The 26,940-nt window shown below is 58.1% G+C and carries 23 protein-coding genes; 14 read left to right on the forward strand and 9 right to left on the reverse strand.

The window, feature by feature from the left end:
* Positions 1-123: 123 nt before the first annotated feature.
* The 4 genes from ACMGG5_RS17955 to ACMGG5_RS17970 all read left to right on the forward strand — a co-directional run bounded on the left by ACMGG5_RS17955 (position 124) and on the right by ACMGG5_RS17970 (position 3,545).
* Positions 124-651, forward strand: coding sequence for a GNAT family N-acetyltransferase (locus tag ACMGG5_RS17955; protein WP_045910584.1), 528 nt, complete (start codon positions 124-126; stop codon positions 649-651).
* 99 nt (positions 652-750) lie between these two features.
* Positions 751-1,500, forward strand: coding sequence for a 5'-nucleotidase, lipoprotein e(P4) family (locus tag ACMGG5_RS17960; RefSeq protein ID WP_420278630.1), 750 nt, complete (start codon positions 751-753; stop codon positions 1,498-1,500).
* Between the two features lie 142 nt (positions 1,501-1,642).
* Positions 1,643-2,629 (forward strand): MBL fold metallo-hydrolase, encoded by a 987-nt coding sequence (locus ACMGG5_RS17965; RefSeq protein WP_417927420.1) that lies wholly within the window; start codon positions 1,643-1,645, stop codon positions 2,627-2,629.
* A gap of 4 nt (positions 2,630-2,633) precedes the next feature.
* The gene (locus ACMGG5_RS17970; protein ID WP_157189205.1) at positions 2,634-3,545 is read left to right on the forward strand and encodes a LysR family transcriptional regulator; all 912 of its coding nucleotides are present in this window, start codon (positions 2,634-2,636) and stop codon (positions 3,543-3,545) included.
* On the opposite strand, the gene ACMGG5_RS17975 is transcribed toward ACMGG5_RS17970, so the two are convergent.
* Positions 3,536-4,420 carry a LysR substrate-binding domain-containing protein gene (locus tag ACMGG5_RS17975; protein WP_208762887.1) on the reverse strand — a complete coding sequence of 295 codons (885 nt, stop codon included), beginning with the start codon at positions 4,418-4,420 and terminating at the stop codon, positions 3,536-3,538. The genes ACMGG5_RS17970 and ACMGG5_RS17975 overlap by 10 nt on opposite strands.
* A gap of 113 nt (positions 4,421-4,533) precedes the next feature.
* Between ACMGG5_RS17975 and ACMGG5_RS17980 the strand changes: the two genes are divergently transcribed.
* On the forward strand, positions 4,534-6,024 hold the full coding sequence (locus ACMGG5_RS17980; RefSeq protein WP_208762888.1) for a UbiD family decarboxylase: 1,491 nt from the start codon (positions 4,534-4,536) through the stop codon (positions 6,022-6,024).
* Between the two features lie 24 nt (positions 6,025-6,048).
* On the opposite strand, the gene ACMGG5_RS17985 is transcribed toward ACMGG5_RS17980, so the two are convergent.
* From ACMGG5_RS17985 to opgC, 5 genes are read right to left on the reverse strand one after another with little or no spacing between them, the layout of a single operon-like run.
* Complete coding sequence (locus ACMGG5_RS17985) at positions 6,049-6,474, reverse strand: ATP-binding protein (protein WP_208762889.1); 426 nt, start codon at positions 6,472-6,474, stop codon at positions 6,049-6,051.
* A complete protein-coding gene (locus ACMGG5_RS17990) occupies positions 6,475-6,813 on the reverse strand; it encodes an STAS domain-containing protein (RefSeq protein WP_208762890.1) in 339 nt (112 codons plus the stop codon).
* Positions 6,803-8,017 carry a PP2C family protein-serine/threonine phosphatase gene (locus ACMGG5_RS17995; RefSeq protein WP_420278295.1) on the reverse strand — a complete coding sequence of 405 codons (1,215 nt, stop codon included), beginning with the start codon at positions 8,015-8,017 and terminating at the stop codon, positions 6,803-6,805. The genes ACMGG5_RS17990 and ACMGG5_RS17995 overlap by 11 nt, the downstream gene beginning before the upstream one ends.
* Before the next feature lie 9 nt (positions 8,018-8,026).
* Positions 8,027-8,926, reverse strand: coding sequence for a hypothetical protein (locus ACMGG5_RS18000; protein ID WP_081112037.1), 900 nt, complete (start codon positions 8,924-8,926; stop codon positions 8,027-8,029).
* An 11-nt stretch (positions 8,927-8,937) separates the two neighbouring features.
* The gene (gene opgC / locus ACMGG5_RS18005; protein WP_420278296.1) at positions 8,938-10,155 is read right to left on the reverse strand and encodes an OpgC domain-containing protein; all 1,218 of its coding nucleotides are present in this window, start codon (positions 10,153-10,155) and stop codon (positions 8,938-8,940) included.
* Positions 10,156-10,435: 280 nt separating this feature from the next.
* Between opgC and ACMGG5_RS18010 the strand changes: the two genes are divergently transcribed.
* The 9 genes from ACMGG5_RS18010 to ACMGG5_RS18050 all read left to right on the forward strand — a co-directional run bounded on the left by ACMGG5_RS18010 (position 10,436) and on the right by ACMGG5_RS18050 (position 23,445).
* Complete coding sequence (locus tag ACMGG5_RS18010; RefSeq protein WP_032647318.1) at positions 10,436-12,253, forward strand: glycosyltransferase; 1,818 nt, start codon at positions 10,436-10,438, stop codon at positions 12,251-12,253.
* Positions 12,250-13,569, forward strand: coding sequence for a DUF3131 domain-containing protein (locus ACMGG5_RS18015; RefSeq protein WP_420278297.1), 1,320 nt, complete (start codon positions 12,250-12,252; stop codon positions 13,567-13,569). Before ACMGG5_RS18010 ends, ACMGG5_RS18015 begins: the two co-directional genes overlap by 4 nt.
* Positions 13,566-15,113: a DUF3131 domain-containing protein gene (locus tag ACMGG5_RS18020; protein ID WP_417927427.1), complete on the forward strand. Its 1,548-nt coding sequence runs from the start codon at positions 13,566-13,568 to the stop codon at positions 15,111-15,113. Before ACMGG5_RS18015 ends, ACMGG5_RS18020 begins: the two co-directional genes overlap by 4 nt.
* Positions 15,098-16,492, forward strand: a complete 1,395-nt coding sequence (locus ACMGG5_RS18025; RefSeq protein ID WP_420278298.1) for a DUF3131 domain-containing protein — start codon at positions 15,098-15,100, stop codon at positions 16,490-16,492. Before ACMGG5_RS18020 ends, ACMGG5_RS18025 begins: the two co-directional genes overlap by 16 nt.
* Entirely contained in the window at positions 16,489-16,914 is a 426-nt protein-coding gene (locus ACMGG5_RS18030) for a globin (RefSeq protein WP_024909518.1), read from the forward strand. The genes ACMGG5_RS18025 and ACMGG5_RS18030 overlap by 4 nt, the downstream gene beginning before the upstream one ends.
* Before the next feature lie 11 nt (positions 16,915-16,925).
* The gene (locus ACMGG5_RS18035; protein WP_420278299.1) at positions 16,926-19,592 is read left to right on the forward strand and encodes a response regulator; all 2,667 of its coding nucleotides are present in this window, start codon (positions 16,926-16,928) and stop codon (positions 19,590-19,592) included.
* A complete protein-coding gene (locus ACMGG5_RS18040) occupies positions 19,592-21,763 on the forward strand; it encodes a glycoside hydrolase family 2 protein (protein ID WP_407860001.1) in 2,172 nt (723 codons plus the stop codon). Before ACMGG5_RS18035 ends, ACMGG5_RS18040 begins: the two co-directional genes overlap by 1 nt.
* Positions 21,764-21,857: 94 nt before the next feature.
* Positions 21,858-22,145 carry a VF530 family DNA-binding protein gene (locus tag ACMGG5_RS18045; RefSeq protein ID WP_024909521.1) on the forward strand — a complete coding sequence of 96 codons (288 nt, stop codon included), beginning with the start codon at positions 21,858-21,860 and terminating at the stop codon, positions 22,143-22,145.
* Between the two features lie 7 nt (positions 22,146-22,152).
* A complete protein-coding gene (locus tag ACMGG5_RS18050; protein ID WP_407858572.1) occupies positions 22,153-23,445 on the forward strand; it encodes a glycoside hydrolase family 10 protein in 1,293 nt (430 codons plus the stop codon).
* A 39-nt stretch (positions 23,446-23,484) separates the two neighbouring features.
* Here ACMGG5_RS18050 and dsbG read toward each other — a convergent pair whose 3' ends face one another.
* From dsbG to ACMGG5_RS18065, 3 genes are read right to left on the reverse strand one after another with little or no spacing between them, the layout of a single operon-like run.
* Positions 23,485-24,243, reverse strand: coding sequence for a thiol:disulfide interchange protein DsbG (gene dsbG / locus ACMGG5_RS18055; protein ID WP_417927431.1), 759 nt, complete (start codon positions 24,241-24,243; stop codon positions 23,485-23,487).
* Between the two features lie 41 nt (positions 24,244-24,284).
* On the reverse strand, positions 24,285-24,896 hold the full coding sequence (locus ACMGG5_RS18060) for a DsbA family protein (RefSeq protein ID WP_417927706.1): 612 nt from the start codon (positions 24,894-24,896) through the stop codon (positions 24,285-24,287).
* A 7-nt stretch (positions 24,897-24,903) separates the two neighbouring features.
* Entirely contained in the window at positions 24,904-26,928 is a 2,025-nt protein-coding gene (locus ACMGG5_RS18065) for a protein-disulfide reductase DsbD family protein (RefSeq protein WP_420278300.1), read from the reverse strand.
* Positions 26,929-26,940 lie beyond the last annotated feature (12 nt).

A 26,940-nucleotide genomic window follows, 5' to 3' on the forward strand; every position in this document is an offset into this window, starting at 1 on the left:
TCGAATGACCCACATTTTACGCGGAACGAAGTACAAGCTTAGTTCAGGATTAAAAGTGCGTGAGCTCAGCGGATTTAACCGCTTCGTCTATTCTTTATGAAATAACTCACTATCGGGAATACTATGCAGATTCGAAAAGGATTAAATACGGACCTCGTCCGTCTTGAATGTTGTGACTTTTCTTTCACTATTAGCCACATTGCGCGAGAGCCCTTTATCCACTGTGATTTGCATATCGAAGCCGTCGCCGAGCCGTGGATAAAAACCTACGAACTTGACATTCAAACGCTTGAAAACCATTGCGTTAATCCGGACGCCATATTTCTTGTGGCGGAAACAGATGATGGTGAATTAGCCGGATTTATTACCGCGTCAATCGGCTGGAATAAGTTTATTTCAGTGGATTATATTGCCGTTGATCGCACCAGACGCAGAACCGGCGCCGCGCAAAAATTAATGGCCGCCGCCCACGTCTGGGCCCGCAGCGTAAACGCGCCCGGATTACGGCTTGAAACACAAAATGTGAACGTCTCCGCCTGCCTGTTTTACCGTCACTACGGATTTACTCTGGGCGGGTACGACCGTTATCTCTACAACGCCTTGCCGGAAAAAGACGAGGTCGCCCTGTTCTGGTATTACATGCTGGTCTAGCGGAAACACATTGCCACATCGCGGTCATATTTCTGTCACTGAATTTCATTACGCTTTCGGGATTTTAACCAGGGTGTTGAGGAAAAAAGCGTGAATTCAATGGCTAAGGCATTACTGCTGGCATTACCTGTTTTGAGTGCAGCGGCAACCGCGACGGCTGCCGGGCGCGACCTGTGTGAACCAAAAGCGTACGAAATGGCGCTGCGCTATCAGCAGAAATCGGCAGAGATTATGGCCCTTCAGCTGCAAACCTATCGGTTTGCCACCGAGCGTTTCAACGAGAAGTTAAAGGATCTGAAAACGCCCGAAAATTACGCCGTGGTGATGGACCTCGACGAAACGGTGCTGGATAACACCCCTCTGCTGGTGCGCGACGCGGAGCAGTGTCACGACTATACACAATGGGACACCTGGAGCGACTGGGAGAAGCAGGGAAAACCCGGCTTAATCCCGGGGGCGAAAGCGTTTCTTGACCACGTGAATCAGAGCAAGGTCCGGATCTACTACGTTTCGGATCGTATGCAGGAAAATAAAGCCGACACGCTGAAGACGTTAAACGCTCTCGGCCTGCCGCAGGTGTCTGACGAAAGCGTGCTGCTGGATACGGTCAGCAAGGAAGAGCGTCGCCAGAGCATCCTCAAAAAACAGCAGATCGTGATGCTGTTCGGCGACAGCCTGCCGGATTTCGCCGTGCAGTTTAAAAGCAAAAAGCCGAGCGAGCAGCAGCGTGAGCTGGTTGAAGCCAGCGCCGAACACTTCGGCAACGACTGGATTGTGCTGCCTAACGCCGCTTATGGCGCCTGGTCCAAAGCCACGCTGGATAGCTGGAACGCACCGCTGAAAAAATAAGGTCTTACGGGCCGGAAAAGGCGTCCCCCGCCTTCCCGGCCCTTCGGTTGACTATCCATCCCGTTTATAGGTCCTATCATTTCTGGGCAGGTTCTTATAATTTTACGAAGAAGTAAGATGAGTGCTTTCAAAGGAGACTCGTATGCTTACCGTGAAAAAACTTGCTCTTTCCACGCTGATTTCCAGTTCACTGCTTTTCTACCCTGCGCTGCAGGCCTCGGCAGAGACGCCCCAGCACGTCGTTAAACAACCGGCGGGCGGGTACAGCATTCAGGTTGGGGACATTCTGGTCACCTCGTTTACCGACGGAACCGTCGCGCAGGATCTGCACAAACTGCTGCGCAGGACAACGCCGCAAAACATTGATGCGCTGCTCGCGAAAAATTTCCAGACCAACCCGCCTGAGGTCTCCATCAACGCGTTCCTGATTGCGATGCCCGGACATAAAATTCTGGTGGATACCGGCTCGGGCCAGCTCTTTGGCCCCGGTAACGGCGGCCGTCTGATTGAGAGCCTCGCCACGCAGGGGATTAAACCCGAGGACATTACTGAAGTCCTGCTGACTCACGCCCACTCCGATCATGCCGGTGGCCTGGTGAAAGATGGCAAGGTGGTGTTCAGCAACGCGCGCGTTTTTGTTGGTAAACCGGATATCGACTTTTTCTTTAACGACGACAATCAGAAGAAAACCGGCTACGGCAAGAACTACTTTGACGTCGCGCAGAAGACCTTAAAGCCCTATCTTGACGCGGGGAAAGTGGTGCCGTTTAGCGGCACATCGGAGATTATCCCGGGGCTGACCGGCACGGTTCATCCCGGACACACGCCGGGCTCAGCCTTCTACACGCTGACAAGCAAAGGCGAGAAGATCACCTTTGTCGGCGACATCATTCACGCCGCGGCGGTCCAGTTCCCGCAGCCTGCGGTGACCATCACCTACGATGAAGATCAGAACAAAGCGGCAAGCGTTCGCGAGCATGCGTTCGCTGACTTTGTGAAAAATAAAGATCTCATTGCCGCCCCGCACCTGCCTTTCCCGGGCATCGGCTATGTAACGAAAGGCGAGAACGGCGGCTATGCCTGGGTCCCTGTCACCTATACCAACCGGGACGCCAGCGGCGCGAAATAGAGCGATGACGCGGATATCTGACATGGACATAGACCTGCTCCTGACGCTGGACGCCCTGCTTCAGGACAGGAACATCACCCATGCGGCCGCGCGGCTGGGCATCAGCCAGCCCGCGCTGTCTGCCCGTCTCGCGCGTCTGCGCTCGCTGTTTGGCGAACCGCTGTTCATTCCCTCCCCGCATGGACGCGGGGTATTACCCACGCCGCGAGCGGAAGCGCTCAAGCCGCAGGTGGCGAACGTACTGCGCGGCATCAGCGCGATGTTTGCCCCCACGGCATTTGATGCGCAAACCAGCAGCCGGACCTTTGTTATCGCGCTGCATGAGAACCCGGCGCTGATGCTCGGCACCGGGCTGCTTAACCAGGTGGGAACCGATGCCCCCGGCATCCGCCTGCGCTTCGCCCTGCCGGAGATGGCTGACCTGCCGCAGCAGCTGGAAAACGGGGATGTGGACATCTACATCGGCGTGAGCGCGGGCGCTCATGACGGCTGGGTGAGGCGCAAACTCCTCGACGACGCGTTTGCCACCGCCCAGCGTAAAGGCCATCCGCGCGGAACAGGCCCGTTAGATCTGGAAAGCTACTGCGCGCTTTCGCATCTGGTGGTGTCGTCGGCGGGAGATCCCTTTACCGGCTTTATCGACCAAACCCTTGCCGGGCTGGGCTATCAGCGACACGTCGCCATGTCCACCCAGAGCTACGCCATGGCGCCACCGCTTGTTGCCGGTACCGACCTGGTCTGTACCCTGCCGGAACGGATGCTGCGACAGTTCGCCAGCACGCTGGATATTTTCCCACCGCCGCTGCCGCTCCAGCCAATTACCATCAACATGTACTGGCACCCGAAAAACAGCCAGGATCCGGCAAATGCCTGGCTGCGCGAGCAGCTGCTGCGGGCCGCCGGACGTCAGGTGTGATCGAGGGTAACCAGAAACTTTTTAAGCACTTCTGAGCGAATAATCCGGTGGCAAACCAGGGTGAGTTCGCTCTCCCGCAGCCGGTCGAGAATGTCCACGTAAACCACATTCTCGACGCTCACCGCCTTTGCCGACGCGGGCAGCAGCGCCAGCCCAAACCCTGTCGAAACCAGGCTTATCACCGTAGGCACGTCGGTCGCGTTTTGCACTACGTCCGGCTGAAAGCCCGCCCCGCTGCAGGCGTCATAGAAATACTGTTCCAGCCCCATTCCCTCCGGGTCGCGCAGGGAGATCCATTTTTCGTCTTTCACCGACGAAAGCGTCAGTGCGGCGGACCCGGCCAGCGGATGCTGACGATACAGCGCCAGCACCGTTTTCTCCGAGGTGAACGGACGACTTTGCAGATCGTCCGGCAGCGACGGCAGCGGCGCGCGGATGATGGCCACATCGAGCTGATTGCTCTGCACGGCGGCATAGAGCGTCTGCACGTTTCCCGTCATCAGCGACATGGTAATGGCCGGCCAGCGGCTGTGCATCTGGCGAAGCGCGGCGGGCAGCCTGCCGTCGAACATCGCGCTCGACACGCATCCGAGGTTTAACACCCCCTGCTCGCCCCGTGCCGTTTGTCTGGCGTCCAGCACCGCCTGCTCGGTGAGGGAGATGGCGAGCCTGGCTTTTACCAGGAATGCTTCGCCCGCGGGCGTCAGGGTTAAGCGGCGATTCGCACGGCTGAAAAGCGTGACGCCTAAACGCTCTTCCAGGGCCTTTATCTGCTGGCTCAGCGCCGGTTGCGCCATGTTCAGACGCTCGGCGGCCCGGTGCATGTGGAGCTCTTCGGCCACGACGATGAAGTGGCGCATCTGACGAAACTGCACGAGACGCCTCCTTATATTGATATTAATTTACTTATCAATTTAACATTAATGATGCAATTGATGCTATTAGCCATTGCCATAAAAATGGAGGTATTCAACCGAGGGAGGAAAATATGGAAAACAAGATTAACGATCTCCGCAGCGCCATCGCCTTACTGCAGCGCCACGAAGGGCACTATCTTGAAACCGATCGTCCGGTCGATCCCAACGCGGAGCTGGCGGGTGTCTATCGCCATATCGGCGCAGGCGGCACGGTCAAACGCCCAACCCGCACGGGCCCGGCCATGATGTTCAACAGCATTAAGGGCTATCCGCACTCCCGCATTCTGGTGGGCATGCACGCCAGCCGCGAGCGCGCGGCGCTTCTGTTGGGCTGCGAGCCCTCTGAACTGGCAAAACACGTCGGCCAGGCGGTGAAAAAGCCGGTTGCGCCGGTTGTCGTTCCGGCCACACAGGCCCCCTGTCAGGAGCAGGTCTTCTACGCTGACGATCCTGACTTCGATCTGCGCAAGCTGCTTCCGGCTCCGACCAACACGCCGATTGATGCCGGTCCGTTCTTCTGTCTGGGGCTGGTGCTGGCAAGCGATCCGGAAGACAGCTCGCTAACGGATGTCACCATCCACCGCCTCTGCGTGCAGGAGCGCGACGAGCTTTCCATGTTCCTTGCCGCCGGGCGCCACATCGAAGTGTTCCGCAAAAAAGCGGAGGATGCCGGAAAACCGCTGCCGGTGACGATCAACATGGGACTCGATCCCGCCATCTATATCGGCGCGTGCTTTGAGGCCCCCACCACGCCATTTGGTTATAACGAGCTGGGCGTCGCCGGGGCGCTGCGCCAGCAGCCGGTTGAGCTGGTGCAGGGCGTGGCGGTCAAAGAGAAAGCCATCGCGCGGGCGGAGATCATCATCGAAGGCGAACTGCTTCCGGGCGTGCGCGTGAGAGAGGATCAGCACACCAACACCGGCCACGCGATGCCGGAGTTCCCGGGCTACTGCGGCGAGGCGAATCCCTCTCTGCCGATGATCAAAGTGAAAGCCGTGACCATGCGAAACCACGCCATCCTGCAAACGCTGGTGGGGCCGGGGGAAGAACATACCACGCTGGCCGGATTGCCGACCGAGGCCAGCATCCGTAATGCGGTTGAAGAGGCAATTCCCGGATTCCTGCAAAACGTCTATGCCCATACCGCGGGCGGCGGTAAGTTCCTCGGGATACTGCAGGTGAAAAAACGCCAGCCTTCAGACGAAGGACGCCAGGGCCAGGCGGCGCTTATCGCCCTGGCCACTTACTCAGAGCTGAAAAACATTATTCTTGTCGACGAAGACGTGGATATTTTCGACAGCGACGACATCCTGTGGGCGATGACGACGCGCATGCAGGGCGATGTCAGCATCACCAATATTCCGGGGATCCGCGGCCACCAGCTCGATCCATCCCAGTCGCCGGATTACAGCACCTCGATTCGCGGCAACGGCATCTCCTGCAAGACGATCTTCGACTGCACGGTGCCGTGGGCGCTGAAGGACCGCTTCGAGCGCGCGCCGTTTATGGAGGTGGATCCGCGTCCATGGGCGCCGACGCTGTTTGCTGACAACACGAAATAAAATCACGCGCGTATGACCTGCGGGTCATACGCTGATTTTCTTCTCAAGCGTGGCAATATTTTCACCCGCCACGCGTTCCACAGTGAAACGATCGACGCTCAGCAAAATGAGCATCAGCCCCCTACCGCTCTCCAGCAGCGGCGACATTTCGCAGAAGCGGTCTCGCCTGGCGGCCTCAAGCCGCTCCTGCGGGAACGCGTCACCCGCGTCGCTAAAAACAACGCAGACGTCATTGCCGCGGACGTCGAACTGGACGCGAAAGACGCGCGAGTTATCCTCGTGAAGCGCGTAGCGGATGATGTTCGTCGCCACTTCACAGGCGGCGAGATCGAAGGCGAAACGCCACTCATCATCGACGGGAAGCGCGCTCAACCTGTCGCCAAGCCAGCCGGACAGCGGCGTCAGGGACGCGATCGCCGCCGGAAATTCAGCCTGTTCCGGCCTCTGCATCTACTGCCCCAGCTGCGCAAGCGCGCTATGTTTATCCGGATAGATGCGGAAGATGCGATCCATTCGGGTCAGGGTGAACATGTTCATGATCCCGGGGTTCAGGGAGCACAGCGCCATTTCGCCTTTTCCATTCATCAGCTTGAACAACGACACCAGCATCCCCAGCCCGCTGCTGTCGATAAAATCCACTTTGCTAAAATCGACAATTAAGGCTTTACGATCGCTGCCAATTTCTTCCGTGACAGAGGCCTTAAACGCCGCGGCAATGGACGCATCCAGCCGCCGAACTGCGGGGGTGAGAATATTGGCATGTGGTAATCGTTCGGTGTTAATAATCATTCTGTTCTCCCTGACGCTCAATCACGAGCAGTGACACGTCATCGGTTAAGGCAATGGATTCATCACGATTTGCATTGCGCCAGCCGGTCAGGTGGTCACCAAACCGCGGCAGGAGCTGGTCAACCGGGAGCCGGGCATGCTCATGAAGCCAGCGTTCGAGACGCTGCGGGCCAAACTGCTCGCCGCTGACGTTTTCACACTCCGTAATACCGTCACTGAATAAGCATAAGCGATCCCCCGGATTGAGGGTAAACGCGACGTCCTCCCAGCTCAGGTCTGGGATCAGCCCGACCGGCGGGCCGCCATCGCCCACGGACGTGACTTCGCTGTCTGCGTTCACAATGACGGGAGTGGGATGCCCGGCCTGACATAGCAACCCCTCACCACTCTCTGGATCGATCACGCCGTAAATGAGCGTGAAATAACTGGTGATGTCGCTCTCTTCACTGCAAAAGCGGCTGTTCAACATCCTGACGACCTCCGCAGGTGACTGAATACCGCCCTCATCGGTAAACAGAAAGCGATCCACCACACGGCCATGTAAAAACTGGCGAGCCACCGCGAGGGACATCATCGCGGCCCCCACGCCGTGACCCGAGACATCAACGCAATAGAATCCCAGATGGGAATCCAGCGGAAAGATATTGAACACATCGCCCGAGACCCAGGCTGATGGTAGGAAAAGCCAGTCGGAGAAGTAGTCACCATAGCGTAAGCTGTGTGAAGGCAGCACCGAGTGCTGAACGCGCGCCGCCAGTTCAAGATCTTTTTCAATCTGATGTAACGCTTCACTCAGGCGCTTGTTATGCGCCGCGAGAGTCGCCTCCAGCGTCAAAATACGGACCCCGGCATGGAGCCGCGCCCGTAACTCAGCCTGTTCGACGGGCTTGCTTAAAAAATCATCCGCCCCGGCATCAAAACCCTGCGTTAAATCCCCGGCATTCTCGCGTGCCGTGAGCAGAATGACATACACATAGTGGCCAAACTGACGGTTACGGATCGTCTGACAGAGCGTAAGCCCATCCATTTCCGGCATTTCCCAGTCGCTTATCACCATGCTGACCGGCTGACTGGACAAGATTTCCAGCGCGGCGACGCCATTTTCCGCCTCGCTCACGAGATACCCCCACTGGGTGAGCATCCGGGAGAGTAGACGACGATAAATCAGCGAATCCTCAACAATTAACACGTGCAGAGCCGACATGTATCCCTCCTATAGCGGTAAGAACCAGATGAGGCTCACGGTCCCTTCCCTGAATTTGGCGTTACCGTTGCCGTGCCCCGGATAGCGCGTCCCCGCATAGTTAGCATACTGAACAGAGAACGATCCCGGCGTATAGCCCGCGTAGCCAAAGCTGTAGCTGTAATCGCCGTTCCAGGGCTGCTGCTGGCTGCTGTCCGGAAACCAGAATGCCGTCGCACGAACGAAGAAATGTTGTTTGAAGGTGTAGCCGCAGCCGCCCAGCATGACGTTTTTATTTTTACGGATGTCATCGCTGCTGAGATCGTAGTAGCGCGGGACCCAGCTGTACCCGACCTGGCAAATGATGGAATCCCCTTTGTTTATCAGCAGCGAATTTTCTATCGGCTTGGGCAAGGAAAACTTATAGGCCAGCGTAAATGCACCCTGTTCGAAATAGGTATGTCTCCGGCTACCCGACGTCCAGAAGTGGTTATCACCGTAGTTGCCGTAAACCAGGCTAAACGTATTTGCATGCCAGTCGTCATAGCCGAAACTATAGCGAAAGTCCGCGGTATAGCGGTTGGTATCCCTGACGGGCAACCGGGAGGTAATGTTGGCAAACCAGAAGCTGTACGGGGAATACTGAAGACTCAGATTCAGCGTCTGGTTAATTTTTTTCTCCTGCGCGGCGCTGTCCGAGCTATTGGGCACGCTCACCATCTGCTCTTTCAGCCCTGAACTAAAGCTCAGGGCACCAGAGAATTTCTTGTCATTTCCCGAGAACAAACGCCCCCACCGGCTGGTAAACACGCCTGCCTGAACGGGTTCACCGTTCTTATCGCGCAGGGTTTCTTTATCACTGCTTTGCGCCGCCTCTGCGGCGGGGATCGCGGCGAGCAGCACGCCCGCCAGAAGCCATTTTTCGCGCATAACCGCCATCCTTAGTTAGGTATCCAGCGTGCGCCGACGTCGTATTTTGCCATCAGCCACAAAATACCCAGTGCCGCCGCATGCACTAACGTGTTCTCTATCCAGGCGTGACGCCATAAGTCGAAGGTGATGAACTGGCTCACCAGCAGCACTACGTACACATGCAAAATAAAGGTATAAAGCGAGTGCTGGCCTAGCGGGATCAGGAACCATCCCAGCAGGCGGTTGAGCGGCGTCCAACAATACGTCAGCACCAGGTAGACGGTAACCATCAGGGCGATATCGTTTAGCACCCGCACCGGGCCCAGCCCATTCTTCGCCGCCCAGGTGTGATAAAAGGTATTGAAGCTGTCCGGTGGAATCAGGTGCATCAGCAGCGCGGGGGGCATAAACGGGTTGGTATGGTTCTGTGCGACGAACCCCAGAATGAGCGCCACCATCACCAGCGCAACCACCACCACTTTACCTGCTGACGTGCGTGCGAAAGAGATCAGTTCGGCTTTATACCAGCCGCTGACCATGCCCAGCACAAAGATGAACTGCCAGGCCAGCAGCGGAAAGGCAAATTCGAACTCCGACGGGGTCAGCCGAAGCGGCCACCGCTGCCACAGGCCGTACACCAGCAGCGACAGCCATAACAGCCACCAGACTTTCCCTTTCTGCAACATCCCTAAAAAAAGGGGGCTAAAGAGCAGCAAAAAGATATACAGCCCCAGAATTTGCGTCTGATGGGGGCCGATCTGCAAATAGAGAATAATGTTGAACCAGGTCTCTTTAATCTGCGGCGTAACAGGGTAAAGCGACCAGCTTTGCCCCGAAAAACGGTCGGTAAAATGGGTAACCTCGAAAACATTAATATGTGGGATATAGGCCAGAAGAATAAATGACACTATGACAATGATATTTACGCGATATATTTTCCACGCCCTGAGATAAAGCCCCCAGGAAACCGTGAGTAAAACCACTTTTTGCAGACGCGCGCGATTCAGCATTCCCAGCATAAACCCCGAGAGAATGACAAAGCCTTCTGCACCGGTTGTTAACCCAAAACGCTCCCAGGAGAATATATTAAATACCGACATGACCTCCGTATGCGCCACGACCATCATGACGAGGGCTATGCCGCGCATAAAGTCAATTCTCAGGTCCCGTGCACCTGCTACGGCATAACGCCATGCTGTTGATTTAGCGTCATCTTCTTGCGCTACCGACGGCGCAACATGGCTCATAGGGTGTCCTTTGCCTGAAAACGAAAATTAAGGTCTAAATAAAGTAGATAGTCTAAAGGAATAGTAACTGCAATTTATCACCGGCAGATGAAACATATTAAGCAGAATTAAATCCAAATTAACCACTGCTACATATTAATAAAAACGACGCTGGACACTTTTATTCGGCGTTCTACACTTATCTTAAATCTTGTTTAATCGCTATTTTCTTTCTCTTTTGGGCAACTGTCTGCGCAGCAGAATGGGTCTGCATTTTCACGGAATCAGGAATGCCGGAACTATGGATTTTTATTTTTCCCGTTTTGAACATCGTCGTCCTCCGGAGCCGTTAACAACACCGCGTTGGGTAATGATGACCTGGCAGGTGTTAGCGGTCGCGGCGCTTATTCTGGGCGCCAATTATATTTACTGGCGCTGGACCTCCTCCCTGAATACGGACGCGTTATGGTACGCCATACCGCTGGTTCTCGCCGAAACGCTGGCGTGGATCGGCACCGTGCTGTTTACCATCAATTTATGGAAAGAACAGGATCCTCCCCAGTGCCCGCCGCCTGGCGAAATTAACGAATGCCTGTCGCCAGAAGAGGCCGTAGAACCTCGTCCTGTAAAAGTGGATCTGTTCATTGCCACCTACTCGGAAGATACCGAACTGGTCAGGTTATCCATTCGCGACGCCCTTAAGATGGCGTACCCGTTCCCGCTTGACTACCGGATCCACGTGCTTGATGACGGCCGTCGCCCGGAGATGAAAGCCGTTTGTGATGAGGAAGGCGTCAATTACATCAGTCGACAGACCAACATCGGCTTTAAGGCCGGTAATCTGCGTAATGGCCTTGAGCAAACTGACGGCGATTTTATTGTCATCTGCGACGCCGACACCCGGGTATTTCCCACCCTGCTCAGCCATACGCTGGGCTATTTCCGCGATCCGGACGTGGCCTGGGTGCAGACGCCGCAGTGGTTCTTCGATCTTCCGGAAGGTGAAAATTTGTCACGCTGGGGCCAGCGGAAAGCGGGAAAAGTGGGCTACGGTCTGGGCTGGCTGATTCAAAAGTGTGTTGGCCCGGTCACGATAGGCCGCGACCCGTTTTTTAACGATCCACGCATGTTCTATGACGTGATCCTGCGGCGGCGAAACTGGGCGAACGCGGCTTTCTGCTGCGGCGCGGCCTCCATCCACCGTCGCGAAGCGGTCATGCAGGCCGCGCTGCGCAGCTATGTCTGGTCCGTCGAAGAGGAGATCCATCGCCATACGCGCGATATTCGCGATGACGAAACGCGGGAAGCGCTGCAGGAGGCAATGCGCCCGCACGTAGCGTTTGACACTGAGCTAACGCCCTACAAATTCCACGTCTCGGAAGATATTTACACCTCGGTGCTGCTGCACGGTGACGCCGCGCGACGCTGGCGCTCGGTCATGCACCCGCGGGTGGAGTCGAAGATGCTCTCTCCGCAGGATATGCTGACCTGGATGATCCAGCGCTTTAAGTACGCCGCCGGCTCGCTGGATATTTTGTTCCATGACAACATCTTCAGCCGTCGCCGCTTCAGGCTTTCCCTACCCCAGACGCTGATGTATGCCACCACCTTCTGGTCGTACATGGCCTGCGTGTGGAACACGGTGTTTTTGATTTCACCCATAATTTATCTGTTCACAGGCATTCCGCCGGTATCCGCCTGGTCGACGCCGTTTTATCTCCACTTTCTCCCGTTTTTTATTTTCTCTGAACTGGCCTTTATGTTCGGGACATGGGGGATTTCGGCCTGGGACGGCAGGGCCTCCTACCTCTCCTTCTTTTCCATGAACCTGCGCGCGCTCAATACGGTGCTGCGGGGCGAGCAGATCAAATTTCACGTTACGCCAAAAGAGCGGCAGACGGGCCGCTTTCTCTACCTGGTGAAGCCGCAGATAGCCATCGTGGTGCTGACCCTGACAGGACTCGTCTGGGGCGGTATCCAGGTGGCGCGTGGACAGGTGGACGACCCCTCCGGCTACGTCATCAATATTTTCTGGGGAGGGGTGAACATCGCCGCCATGCTGCCGCTAATTTTCGCGGCCATGTGGACGCCCGCTGAAGAGGACGAGGTCACCCAATGAGGATACGTGATGCCCTGCTGCCCGCTCGCAGCTACCTCACCATTTTGCTCGGGTTCCTGCTCGGCTTTGCCATTGTGGTCTGGGTGGAGAAACAGATGCCCACGCGTGTGGAAAGCAGCGGCGGCATCGCGCTCAGTAAAGACTTCCCACCGCTGCCTGCGAAACGGGCGCTGACCTATGACGAAGCCATCTGGGCGCGGGTCGCCTGGCAATACTACGTGAATAATACCCAGCCAAACGGCCTGGCGAACGCCAGCGACGGTGAACCGTGGCTGAGTCTATGGAGCGTGGGGAGCTATCTGTTTGCGACTGCCGCCGCACAGCAGCTCAACATCATTTCCACCGATGAGTTTGACGAAAGGGTCAGCACGGCCCTGTTTACGCTGGGGCAGCTGCCGCTCAACGAGCGAGGCCTCCCTGCCGCGTATTACCATGCTGACACACTCAAGATTCTGGGCAAACCTGACGCCTCCGCAATCGGTCTGAGCAGGCTGCTGACGGCATTACAGACCCTGCTGTGGCGCTATCCGCAGCACGCGGCGGCCATCCGCGATTTGTTGAGCGTGTGGCGCACCGCGGCGCTGATTGAAAATAACACCCAAAGCCAGGCTTCGGTGCCGCTCCATCACTGGACGCTGACCGATGACGAACAGCGGGACAGCTTTGGCTATAGGCTCTATGCCAGCCATACGCTGCGCTTAATTGACAGCGCGGCAGGCCTCGCGGTGACCAACCCGCCTGAAGGGCAAAAGATGATCGATCTGGACGGCGTGATGGTGCCGGATGAAGGGCTACGCACGCCCTGGGGCAAGCAAACCTCCCTGATCAGTCTCCCCTATCTGTTAACCGGCCTTGAGCTGGGCTTTGACGCGCAGAGCGCTGAAATCGCGTGGCGGATTATGCAGATCCAACAGCGGCGTCATAGCCTGCGTACCCCAAAACCGCCGGTCAGCACGGATTATGCCGAACCGGCGCCGGATTATGTTAACGATCTGCCTAACAGGCAGCCGGTTCAGGCGCGCAACCTGCGCGACGAAGTGCCGGAGAAGGTGGCGATTACCTCCACACGCACCGCGTTTGCCTGGTACGCCCTGTTCCGCAACAGCTGGAGCGAAGCGCTGCGCCAGCAGGTTCTGCCGCTTCAGGTGCCGGGTAAAGGCTGGCAGCGCGGGTTAAATCTCAACAACAGCGTCAATGCCGTCGTAGACGCCGATACCAATGCCATTGTGCTGGAAAGTCTGTCTTACATCTCGCATGGCCAGATGCTCTGTCTGGCCTGCCTCTACACTTCCCCCTCAGCAGGAGCAACGCCATGAAGCCACGATCCCCGATCCTTTTCCACCTGCTCACGGGAATAACGATCTTCTGGCTGGCCTTATCGACCGTGCGTGCGGACACCGAGCTTCCTGCATCAGGTTACTCCCCGCGTAGCGGCGAGCTGACCGCCCGAGAGATGACCATCGCGAAAAACGCCTGGCAGTATTTCGTCTCCAACTATCAGCCCACGACGGGCCTGGTGAATGCGGTCAACAAATACCCCTCCACCACCATGTGGGACAGCGCCTCCTATCTGGCCGCCCTGACGGCGGCGCGCGAGTTGGGGATCATTGATAAAGCGGAATTTGACCGCCGGATGCTAAAATTCCTCGCCACGTTAAACACCCTGGTACTGTTCCGCAACGAGCTGCCCAACAAGGCCTATAACACCATCAGCGGCCAGAAAGTGGACTACACCAACAAGCCCGGTGAAATTGGCTTCTCGGCGCTGGATATCGGGCGAATGCTGGTCTGGCTGAAAATCATCAAAGAGCGTTATCCGGAGTACGGCAACAGCATTGATAACGTGGTGCTCGGCTGGGATTTCAGCCACGCGATCGACCCCTGCGGCACGCTGTACGGCGCCTATCTGGAGAACGGCCAGCCGAAATATGTTCAGGAAGGTCGGCTGGGCTATGAAGAGTACGGCGCGGCCGGTTTCCAGCTGTGGGGGTTTAATACCTGTAAAGCCAGCCGTCCGCAGCCTTACGAGCTTGCCGATATCTACTGCGTGCTGGTCCCGTACGATACACGCGACCCGCGCAACACGTCGCAGCATAACTACGTGGTGACGGAATCCTACCTGCTCTACGGGCTGGAGTTCGGCTTTGATAAACCGACCGACCGGGATAACGCCCCGCGCGACTACTCCCTGACGTGGATGAAAAACTTTGCTGACCGCGTTTATCAGGCTCAGGAGAACCGCTATACCATTACCGGCGTCCTCACCGCGCGATCTGAGCACCAGCTCGATAAAGCCCCTTACTTCGTCTATGACACCGTCTTCAGCGACGGGTACAACTGGAACACCATTACCGATAAAGGCCAGTTCGTCCCTAACGCTGCCGCGATATCGTTGAAGGCGGCGCTGGGCATGTGGGTGCTGTGGAACTCCCCCTATACCGACCGCCTGCTGAACACCATTGAGAATGCCAACGAAGAGGGAAAAGGCTACTACGAAGGGCTATATGAAAACGGTGACGGGCCGATCAAGGAGTTCACCGCGAACAATAACGGCATCATGCTGGAGGCCCTGCTGTTCAAAAAAGAGGGAAAACTGCTGGCCTTCAACACCGACAACCCGAAGAGCAAGGATTTTGCCCCATCGCTGTGGGATCAAAAGCTGCTCGATCAGTTTGAAGAGAACAACGCGCTGCGCAGTCGCCCGTTCCTGAGCAGCACGCCGGCCGTAAAAAGCTGGTGCGACCGGACCGGCGTCACGCAGCGTACCAAACCCGCCTGTCAGGCCTGTCAGTGCGCGTCATGCAGCGTGGACGAGCCCGTTAAACTGCCACCGGTGACTGCGCAATGCTTAAAACCATAGCCAGAGGGCTCGCGGGATTACTCCTCGCAGGCGCGATCATCTTTGCTCTGTTTGGCCATCAGGGAGCAGGCTGGCGCTGGCTCATCAACGGCGGCTGGCACTCCAGCGCGCGTATCTCTGCCCTGACGCCGGAAGAACAGAAATGGGCGGCAACCGCCTGGCGCTATTTCGTCAATAATACCCAGCCGCAAACGGGGCTGGTCAACGGGAGCGACAAACAGCCCCGCGTCACGCTCTGGCAAATGGGCGATACGCTTATCGCCCTGCTGGCGGCAAAAGAGCTGGGGCTAATTGATGACGCCGAGTATGACGCTCGTTTAACCCGTCTAATGGGCACCCTTAACCGCCTGACGCTGACCGAGGTCCGGACGCCGAGCCGGCTCTATTCCAGCCAGACGGCGGCGCCGATCGATTTTAGCGGCAACCCCGTCAAAAATGGCTGGTCCGCGCGCGACATGGCGCGTCTGATGCTCGCCCTGCGCCTCACCGCTGAGCGGGAGCCACAGTACAGTGAATACCTCGATAAAATTATCCTGCGCTGGAATTTCTGCCCGGTCATCGACGGCGAAGGCGAACTGTGGTCATCTTCGCTGCAAAACGGTCAGCCGGTGGTCCGGGAAGAGCTACGTCTGGGCGAGAGCGAATACGCCGCGACGGCGTTTCATCTATGGGGTTTTTCCCCGGATAAAGCGTTTACGCCGCCGATGAACCACGTCATCATCTCTCAACGGCGGCTGGCCGTGGATGCCCGAGATCCGCGCACCACGTGGCAGCCCTCCCTGATTACCACCCTTCCCTATATGCTGCCGGGCCTGGAGTTTGGCTGGGAGCCCGAAAGCGTTGCGGCCGATCTGCAAAAGCGTCTGCGCAAGCAGGCCGAAAACGTCTGGCTAAGCCAGAAGACCCGTTGGGAGACCGATAAGATCCTGACGGCCAGGGCAGATTTCTCGCTCTCTCAGACGCCCTGGCATATTCAGGATACCGTCTGGGGAAATGGCTATGCCTGGAACTCTGTCGGCGACGATGGCCGGGACTACACCCGTTTCGCGCAGGTATCGACCAAAGCAGTCTTTGCCCTGTGGGCCCTATGGGACACCCCGTACACCGACGTGCTGATGACGGTTACAAAACACCTTAACGATCCGCAGAAAGGCTGGTACGAGGGCCGTCAGGAAGCCACGGGGGATACCAACGCTGCCTTAACCCTCTCAACCAATGCCACGGTTCTGGAAGCCCTTTTCTTTAAACACAACGCCGGGCCGCTGTTTGACGTGCGTCGATCGACGAAAGAGAGCTATTTTTCACGCCGTCTGGCAGAGGAATACACGCCTGTCGGCCACTGTCTGCCGGGCGAAAGCACTATAAGGAGGACGCCGTGAAGTTTTATCGCGATCTGTTTGAATCCAGCCTGAACCGCGTCTTTCCGAATAATGAAAAAACCGCGTTTTTTCAGACGTTCTATGACGCCTTCGTCCATATGTCACCCGAAACGGAAGCGCATTTTTCTCGTCTGCCGGATCGGGAGGGTCAGCAGACCCTGTTTAAAAGCTTCTTCGCCATGCTTGCGGTAGACGGCGCATTAATCGTGCCTGATTTTCTCGAGCGCCTGGCGCGGGAGCAAAGCGACGACGGCCTCCACCTCCCACCGCGATTCTTTGCCCTGTGGCGCGAAGCGATGTTGAACGCGGTGAGCGAGCGCGATCCGCAGTGCGACGATGAGATCCTGACGGCCTGGGCCATGGCGATCGCGCCCGGGCTGGAATACCTTCGCCGACAGGCAGAACTGCACTACCGCGCGTAGGGAGGATCACGATGAGCACATTCACGTACGATCTTAACGCGCTGCCGGCCGCCGTCATGATTTATGACCGCGGGGAACGCCTGCAGGCCTGGAATCACAACGTGGCCCTGTTTTATCCGGTCATAACCCCGTGGCTGAAGGTGGGGACGACCCTTGAGGCGCTGGCGGAACGCTTTATCGATGCCGTTTACAACGTCGACCCCGGCCTGCGTCAGACGCTGAGGGAGTCAGTGGTACGCAACTGTCGACAGGATAAACACTGCGAAGTGCGGCAGGCAGGCCAGCGGCGGATCTTCGTTCAGCATCAGCGGCTTTCGGACGGCGGTATTGTCAGCCTGCACAGCGATATTACGGAGCTGGATGAAGCGCAGCGCGCGCGCCACCAGCTGCATGACGACTTTCTGCTGACGGCGGAATCCATTCATATCGGGATCTGGGACTGGCAGGTTTCCGGCGACACGCTCCAGGTGAACGACACTCTGCTTGCTATGCTGGGCCAGTCGCGCACACAGTGGCGATATCCGGTGCGGTTTTTGCTGAATCAGGTCCACGAGAACGATCGCGCAGCGCTGCGCAAGGCGCTGCACGCTTCGAAGCAGGATCACCGTCCGGTCTTTGAATGTGAAATTCGCGTACATCATCCTACCGAAGGACTGCGCTGGATGCTGCTGTCAGGCCAGGTGGTCACGCTCTCCATTGAGGGAAACGCCGAGCGCGTGATTGGCACGCTGCAGGATATTACGCGGCGCAAAGAGGCTGAAATTCAGGCGTTCGCCTCGGCCCTTGAGGCACAAAAAGCCAATGAGGCAAAAAGCGCGTTCCTGGCGAATATGAGCCATGAAATTCGTACCCCGATGAACGGCATTATTGGCATGACCCAGCTGTGCCTGGATACGTCTCTCAGTGCCGATCAGCGCGATTACCTGACGCTGGTGATGAGTTCTGCCCAGTCTCTGCTGCATATCATCAACGATATTCTCGACTTTTCCCGTATCGAAGCCGGCAAAGTAGAGCTGGAGACGGACCCTGTGCCTGTCCGCCCCTTCATTCAGTCGCTTATTCGTCCGCACATGCCGGGGGCGAGCGAAAAAGGCATCGAGCTGCTGGTTGATATTGCGCCCGACGTTCCCGACGTGCTGCTGGTCGACGGCGCGCGACTGCGCCAAATCCTGACCAATCTGCTGGGCAACGCGCTGAAATTTACGCATCAGGGAGAAGTGATCCTGGTTGTTGAGCCCGACGATAGCGCGGATCGATGGCGTTTTCGCGTGCGCGACAGCGGCATTGGCATACCGACAGATAAGCAGAAGGCCATTTTTGAAGCCTTTAGCCAGGCGGATAACTCAACCACACGCCGCTATGGCGGTACGGGGCTCGGTCTAACCATCTCTGCGCGACTGGTTGCGGCGATGGGGGGCGAATTAACGGTCTCCAGCGAGCCGGGAAAAGGCAGCGAATTTTCGTTCTCGCTGCCGCTGGTGGCACAGACCCTGGCGCCTGGCGAGCGCCCACATAGCCATCGCTTTAACGGTGACTCCGTGCTGGTAGTTGATGATAACGAGACCAATCTGCGGCTGCTGGCAGCAATGCTCAGCCAGATGGGGCTGAAACCCACCTGCGTCAACAACGCCAGCGAGGCCATCACCCGGGTTAAAGCTGGAACAGTATGGCCGCTGATCCTGCTGGACGCACAGATGCCGGATATGGACGGCGTGTCTCTGGCCCTTGAGCTTTCAGTTCTGCCGCAGGTTGCTGAGAGCCATATCATCATGCTGAGCTCCATGAGCCGACATTTTGATATCAATATGCTGAAGCGGATCGGGATCAAGAACTATCTGCATAAGCCTATCGCCCAGGATGAATTACATCAGGCGATTGCCGCCGCGTTTGAACGTTCGCCGGCGCCCGTGGGTGAAAGCACGCCCGCGCCTGTCGCCTCGCCAGGGGCTACGGGACTGCGGATCCTGCTGGCAGAAGATAATCTGGTTAACCAGAAGGTCGCCGCGCGCCTGCTTGAGCGGCTCGGGCACACCTGTCAGATCGTCGATAATGGCGTCTCGCTGCTGGAACGCTGGCGCGCGGGCGCGTGGGACGTTCTGCTGATCGACCTTCAGATGCCAGAGATGGACGGTGAGACCGCCATTCGCCTGCTGCGTGAAGAAGAACGGTCCCGGCCTGGCCCGGCTCAGCCCACCGTCGCCATGACCGCACACGCCATGCAGGGGGACAAAGAGCGCTGTCTTAACATGGGTTTCGACGGCTACATTGCCAAACCCATCAGCCAGGAGCGTCTCGCTGAAGAGATTGCTCGCGTGCTTCAGCGCCACGAAGATTCCTCCGGTCTTCCGGATGAAGCTCGCCTGCTGAAGCAGTGCGCTGACGATCCCGCCCTGGTGCAGGAGCTGCTGGCCCTGTTTGGCGAAGGGCTGGAGGAGGCCATGAAGGCCATCACCCGAGCTATCGACAGCGACGACCGCGACGCGCTGCGCCGCGCGGCCCACAAGCTGCGGGGAGAAGCCGTCACCCTGGACTTCAGCACGCTCGCACAGCAGCTACAGGTGCTGGAAAGCGACGCTCATGCGCTGGATAGGCAACAGCTTGCAGCCCTGAATGAAAACCTTCGCCAGGAATCGCGGCGCCTGACGGCATGGCTCACCGCGCGCGGGGTAAACGCATGATGACTCGCAACTGCGCGCTGCTTCTTGCCCTGTTGGCCCCCCACACGGTGGCGAACTCTGCGCCGGTCAGCTGGTCTCTGGCTGGAGAATGGCAGGTTCAGGACGCAAATGACAGTGCGCATCCTGCTGCATCAGGCTGGCGCCCGCTTCAGGTTCCTGCCAACTGGTACAGCGCCGGGTACGATCACCAGGGCGCGCTGTGGTATAAGCACGCGTTTTCCCTGCCCGTGCAGCCCCCCGACGTAATGAGTACCCTGGTGTTTGACGGCGTCGATTACCTTGCAGAGGTGACGCTGAACGGCCAGCCGCTGGGCAAGCATGAGGGCTATTTTCAGCGCTTTTCGCTGGATGCCCGTTCGGCGCTACAACGTCACAACCAGCTCGTAGTCAGGGTCGACAGCCCTTACGAAGATCCCACTAAGGTCTGGCCGCTGCATAAAACGCTCATGAAGGGGATCCTTAACCAGCATGACACGCGTCCCGGTGGGGCCTGGTCGCCGCAAGGACAGGACGCCAACTCGGGCGGCATCTGGGCACCGGTCAGGCTGCATCTTAGCCGGGGCGCTACCCTTGATGAGACCATCCTGCGACCCGACTGGACGCAGGGGCTGACTCGTCCGGCGCTAAAGGCGGAGATACGCTATCGCGCGCTCGGTCAGGGCCCGGCGACCGTGCGGCTCACCGCCACGCCCGCCAATTTCAGCGGCAAGCGCTATCAGGCTGACTTTCCGGTTACCCTCGAAAGCGGCGCCCATTCCGTGCAGGTGACGCTGCCCATGCCGAAGGCAAAACTGTGGTGGCCGGTCGGCACGGGGAAACCGCACCTGTATACCATTCGCGTGGCATTGCGCGATGAAAACGGCCTGATGGACACGGCGGTGACCCGCACCGGGCTGCGCAAAATCGTTGAGCAGCCCGACAATAAAGGCTGGCTCATTAACGACAGACGCCTTTTTATTAAGGGCAGTAATTACATCGGTTCCCCCTGGCTCAGCACCATGACGCGAGAAAAATACCGTCGCGATCTTCGTCTGGTGGAGACCATGAACGCTAACGCCATACGCGTGCACGGACACGTTGCCGGGCGCGCGCTGTATGACGTTGCCGATGAGATGGGGATGATGATCTGGCAGGACGTCCCGCTGCAGTGGGGCTACGACAGCCGTGACGCCTTTACGAAAAACGCGGTTCGCCAGACGCGGGAGATGATCGAACAGTTTGGCAATTCCCCCGCCATCATCGTCTGGGGCGGGCATAACGAACCGCCCTGGAATTCGCCGTGGATGGAAAAACGCTTCCCGGACTGGAATAAAGATCTGAATCGCGAGCTCACGCAGCGGGTGGCGGACACGCTCGCCGAAGATACTTCCCGCATCGTGCATCGCTTTTCCGCCGTTGAGGAGCATTACTGGGCGGGCTGGTACTTCGGCACCGTGCGCGACCTGCTGACGCCGGCCAAAACGGGGATCATCACCGAGTTCGGCGCGCAGGCGCTTCCCCGCTTATCGACGCTAAAAACCATCATCCCGGCGGCGTCGCTCTGGCCAAAAACGACCGCCGCTGACGATCCCGGCTGGACCGTCTGGAAATACCATAATTTTCAGCCTTTCCAGACCTTTAAGTTTGCCGGTATTCCGCGCGGGAAGAACATTCAGGCGATGATTCGCAATACTCAGGCGTACCAGTCTCAGCTGGTGGCCACGGCGGCGGAAAGCTATCGCCGACAGCGATACCAGCCGGTGACGGCCCTGTTCCACTTCATGTTTGTAGAAACCTGGCCCTCCATCAACTGGGGCGTGGTGGACTACCTGCGTAAACCTAAAGCCGGGTTTTACGCGCTACAACGTGCGTACCAGCCTGTTCTGCCGTCCATTGAACCGGTCACTGCGCAGTGGCAATCCGGGGCGGCGGCGACCGTGCGTCTGTGGGCCATCAACGACACCTGGAAACCGTGCCGCGAATGCCGTCTGACCTGGCACATCACCCAGCGCGATAAGATGCTGGCAAAAGGCACGACGACGATGACGATCGCAGCAGACTCGGGAACGATGATTAAAACGCTGACGGCCACGCCCGCAGGCCAGGATGACGTGTCGATTCGGTTTACGATAAAAAACAGTGCGGGAAAAATTGTCGGCGAAAATCAGCGCACGGAGTCCGTCATAAAGTGAGCGAGGGGAAAAGGAAAATTGCCGCTTCCCCTGCTTTCTTGTACCCTTTCAGCGTTTACCCCAATCCCCTAAAAATCGAGACATCCGGACGCCTATGACTGCACATATTTCCAAAGATCCTTTGCATGGCGTAACGCTGGAGATGATGATCAATGCTCTGGTGGCGAAATATGGCTGGAGCGAGTTGGGCGACCGCATCAAAATTAACTGTTTCAGAAAAGACCCCAGCGTTAAATCGAGCCTGAAATTTCTGCGCCGCACCCCGTGGGCGCGTGCGGAAGTGGAAGCCCTGTATCTGGACTCCCTCAACGATGAGGGAAATACAGAGCAGGCGGCGCCCGCCTTTAATCCCTGGGCCAACAGTCGGATTATCAAGAGCTAATACGCAAATGACGCGACACGTAAAACGGATTGGTGCGCTGGCTGCCTGCGCGCTTTTACTTGTGAGCTGCTCCTCAAAACCACCGAAATCGCTGGTTACCCCTCTCCCCACCGTCAGCAAACCGACGCCGCAGGCAAACGAGCCGATGCGCGGCATCTGGCTGGCGACCGTCTCGCGTCTCGACTGGCCGCCGGTCGCGTCGGTGAATGGCCGCAGCGCGGACCAGCGCATCGCGATGCAAAAGCAGGCGCTGATCGCAAAGCTCGACAACCTTAAGCAACTCGGCATCAACACGGTCTTTTTCCAGGTGAAGCCGGACAGCACGGCTCTCTGGTCATCAAAGATTCTCCCTTGGTCGGATATGCTGACGGGCAACGTCGGGGAATATCCGGGATACGACCCGCTGCAGTTTATGCTCGATGAAGCGCACAAGCGCGGCATGAAGGTCCATGCCTGGTTCAACCCCTATCGCGTGTCGACCAACACGAAGCCGTCCACCATCGCCGCCCTGAACCGGACGTCATACCAGACGCCGTCCAGCGTTTATGTTCAGCATCCGGAGTGGGTGCGCATCTCAGGCGACCGCTTTGTGCTTGACCCGGGCATTCCCGAGGTGCGGGACTGGATAACCAAAGTGGTGACCGAAGTGGTGGCGAACTACCCGGTAGACGGTGTGCAGTTTGATGATTACTTCTATGCCGAATCGCCGGGCTCCGCGCTGAATGATTCGCAGACCTGGCGGCAGTACGGCCAGGGTTTTGCCTCAAAGGCCGACTGGCGAAGGCACAACACGCAGCAGCTGATCGTCCAGGTCTCCCGCGCAATCAAGCAGACAAAGCCCGACGTTGAGTTTGGCGTCAGCCCGGCGGGGGTATGGCGTAACCGCTCCTTTGACCCGGCAGGCTCCGACACACGGGGCGCCGCGGCCTATGATGAATCCTTCGCCGATACGCGTCAGTGGGTGCAGCAGGGCCTGCTGGACTACATCGCGCCGCAGATTTACTGGCCCTTCGCGCGTGATGCCGCGCGCTACGACGTGCTGACCAGATGGTGGGCCGACGTCGTGAAGCCGACCCACACGCGCCTGTATATCGGCATTGCGTTCTACAAGGTAGGCGAGCCGTCGAGAAACGAGCCGGACTGGACGGTTCAGGGCGGCGTGCCGGAGCTGAAAAAGCAGCTCGATCTCAACGATTCGCTGCCCAACGTCAACGGCACCATCCTGTTCCGGGAAGATTACCTGAACCAGCCGCAGACCCAGCAGGCGGTAAACTACCTCCGTGGACGCTGGGGTAGCTAAGTAACGATCAGGCAGAAACGCCCGTTTCTGCCTGTTTTTTTACGGCTTCGGCCCGAACATCGCCTCGAGCTGCTGCGCATCCGGCATCCCCACCACCTGCTGCAGCTCGTTTTCCGCATTCAGATAATAAATAGCCGGCGTGGCGTTAGCGCCCAGGCTGTCCATCAGCGCCTGATGTTTCTGTAGGATCTCAACCGTTTCGCGGGAAGCCTCGCCTTCAGGCTTGGGCAGTTTTTTGCCACCCGAAAGCTCGTATTCGCGCCAGGCCGAAACCGGATCTTTCGCATTCAGAATGGCGGCGGCGTTGCGTCCGCTGTTGGGGTTGAGGAATGCCACCAGCAGCGTATTGAGCTGAACCTTACCGGCCTTGACCCACGGCTGCGCTTCGGCCCAGAACTGCTTGCAGTACGGACAGAACGGATCGGCAAAGACAAAGACCTTACGCGGGGCGTTATCCGCCCCTTCTTTCAGGGGATGCGCCGCATTGAGGTTCTTCCACATTTCACGTCCCATTGGGGCGTAGATCTCTTTCTGGAAATAGCCTTCGCTGAGGTTTTTTCCTTTTTCATCATAAAGATAACCTGAGATCACGTGCTTGCCGTCCGGCGTAAGAAAGAGCGTGACGCCCATATCCTGATACTGCCCCAGCCAGGCTGGCGCCCCGCCCGGCGCATCCAGCTTCTTGATGATTTTGATGTTCTGCTGCTCGCTGAAGTGCTTCACCACATCCGGTATGGCTTCAGCTGCCTGTACCAGCCCTGACGTCGCCAGCGCCGAAAGTAACAGTAATTTTTTCATTTCCCTCTCCGGTTTGTCGGGGGCATCACGCCCCCTTCAGGTTAGCGGTTTTTCAGTGCTTCACTGACCATTTCGTCGAACTGTTCGTACGGCACCCAGCCGGGCAGCAGCCCCTCTCCGATAAGCGTGGCAGGCGTGCCCTGGATCCCCATTTTTTCCGCCACAATGAGGCTGCGCCTGATCGTCAGAAAACTCTCCTCGTCCGGCGTCGTCACGCTCACGCCCGCCCGCTTTTGCGCCTCCTGAATGCTGGCGTCATCGTGGTACCCCTTTTTCGCCATCAGAGTGTGGTTCAGCTTCATAAACTGCTCAGGATGCGCACGCCAGACGGTTAACGCGTCTCGCGCGGCGGTCAGCGAACTTTCCGAGCGGAAAGGTAAAAACTTAAAGACCACCGCCACGTCCGGGTGTTTTTCGACAATCTTCTCCAGGTACGGATCGAATTTTTTACAGTACGGGCAGTTGTAGTCGGTAAACACCACCAGGGTGAGCTTTGGGTTTTTCGCGCCGATGCGCGGGGAGTTCGGATCGTTAAACAGGAAGTCAGCGATCATCTTCTGCGCGCGCTGCTCCTGGTCCGGCGTCAGCGGCTGGCCAGCAAATACCTGAAGCGGGGCCAGCAGGAGCAGAAGCGTAATAAAGAGTTTTTTCATCATACCGTTAGCCTTTTGCATTGTTCAGAGTGATGACCAGGATGCGCTTGTCCAACAGCGGCGAGAGGATTTCCCCTTCAGGCAGGCCGGGACCATACACCGCGTTAAACGGAATGGCGTAACGGTTTCGCTTCGCCAGAAAATCCGCGATAAACGCGGACGGCTGGCTCCAGTCTCCGCGCAGGGCCACCACGTCCGGCTGGCGCAGCGCGGCAATAACATCCGGCTGACTGAGTACGCGGTGCTCGTTCACCTTACACGTCACGCACCAGTCCGCCGAGATATCTACAAACACCCGTTTCCCCTGCGCCAGCCCCTGCTCAATGGCCTCTTCACTGAGCGGCTGCCACGAGATGGTTTGCGCAACGTTTTGTGCCGGTGCGTCAGGCGGCGCGTTAAGCAGACCGCGCAGCTGATACCCGCCGAACGCCGACAGCGCGATGACCACCAGCCAGAACAAGGGTGAGGATTTTTGTCCCTTCAGCGCGAACAGCACCAGCGCAGCGGCAGTCAGCGCCAGCATCACGATCTGGCTGACCGCCTCGCCCAGATGCACGCTCAACAGCGTCGCCAGCCAGAGGCTGGAGGCCAGCATCATCATGCCGAGGATGACCTTGAGCGTGTTCATCCAGCGGCCGGGTTTCGGCAGCAGCATGGCCGTTTTCGGTACCAGGGCAACGAACAGCCACGGCAGACTCATGCCCACGCCGAGCATCAGGAAGATCAGCCACAGGGCGTGCAGCGGCGCGCCAAGGGCAAAGGCGACCGCGGTACCGAGGAACGGCGCGGAGCACGGCGTCGCCAGCAGGGTGGCGAACATTCCTTCGCAGAAGCTGCCGCCGATCCCCGATCCCCCTGCCGTCGCCAGCCGTCCTGCGGCAGAAGAAGGCAGCAGCATTTCAAACGTCCCAAACAGGTTCAGCGCAAACAGAAAGGTCACGGCGACCATCAGGCCGATAAACCACGGGTTCTGGAACTGAATGCCCCACCCCAGCGACGCTCCGGCCAGCTTCAGCGCGGTGACCATCCCGGCCAGCAGCATAAAGGAGGTGAGGATCCCGGCGCTGGTGGCCAGAAAGCGCAGCCTGATGGCGCGACTGTTCGATCCCGCCAGCAGGATGCTGTTAAGCTTCATGCCCATCACCGGCAGCACGCAGGGCATCAGGTTCAGGATCAGCCCGCCCAGCAGCGCAAAGAGCACCATTTTTCCCGTCCCGTCCGGCACGGAGGTCTCTTCGGGCGTTGTCCCAACGGTCATGGTGGTTTGCTGCGCCCGTTCGCCGTTGGTCAGCACAAACGACAGCCTTTTGCCTGCCAGCGAAGCGGGTTTATCGCCCCATTCGTCGGTCACGGGTACCGTCACCCGAAGCGTAGTGCCGTCATGTTTAATGACCGGCTCGCCGGGCAGAATATCGCCCTCCAGCGGGTCAAAGTAGATCCCCGGATTGTCCCACTTCCCGTCCGTGGTGCCGGTAATCACCAGCTTGTCGCCTGAAAGCCACGCGGAAAGATCCGACGACACGCCTGATGAGCCCGGCACGGCGCGCATCGCCTGCTCGAAGGCGCTGTGGAAGCCCTCATCCACCGGCTGGGTAAAATTGAGATGCAGCGGGTAGTCCGTCAGCAGACAGACGTTGCTGCAGGTAGAGAGCGTCAGCGTCCCGTCGAGCGTGTCGCCCTTCGCTCCGTCGAGCGTCATCGGGATCGTCACCTTATCGTGATAGCCCTGCGTGGTCATGCCGGAGATATCAAAGCGCGACGGCACCGGCCAGGACCAGCTGTCCGTTACGCCTTCCGGCCAGCTGATTTTTGGCGCGACGCCGCCCTCGCCCGGCGATCGCCAGTAGGTTTTCCAGCCGGGCTTTAGCTCAACGGTGAGCAGGCCTTTAACATGCGTTTGTTCCCTCTCCGCCTGAAAGCGGATGCGGGCGTGATCGTTTTGGGGGGAAACCAGCCAGCCGGTGTCCGCCGCATGGACAATGCCGATGCAGGACAGCCACAGGAAGACGAATCCCCTGAAGAGGTTAACCATGTTGTACTCCGT

Origin of the sequence: Enterobacter sp. BNK-34 (genome assembly GCF_048684445.1) — a bacterium.
Classification (GTDB): Bacteria; Pseudomonadota; Gammaproteobacteria; order Enterobacterales; family Enterobacteriaceae; genus Enterobacter; species Enterobacter pseudoroggenkampii.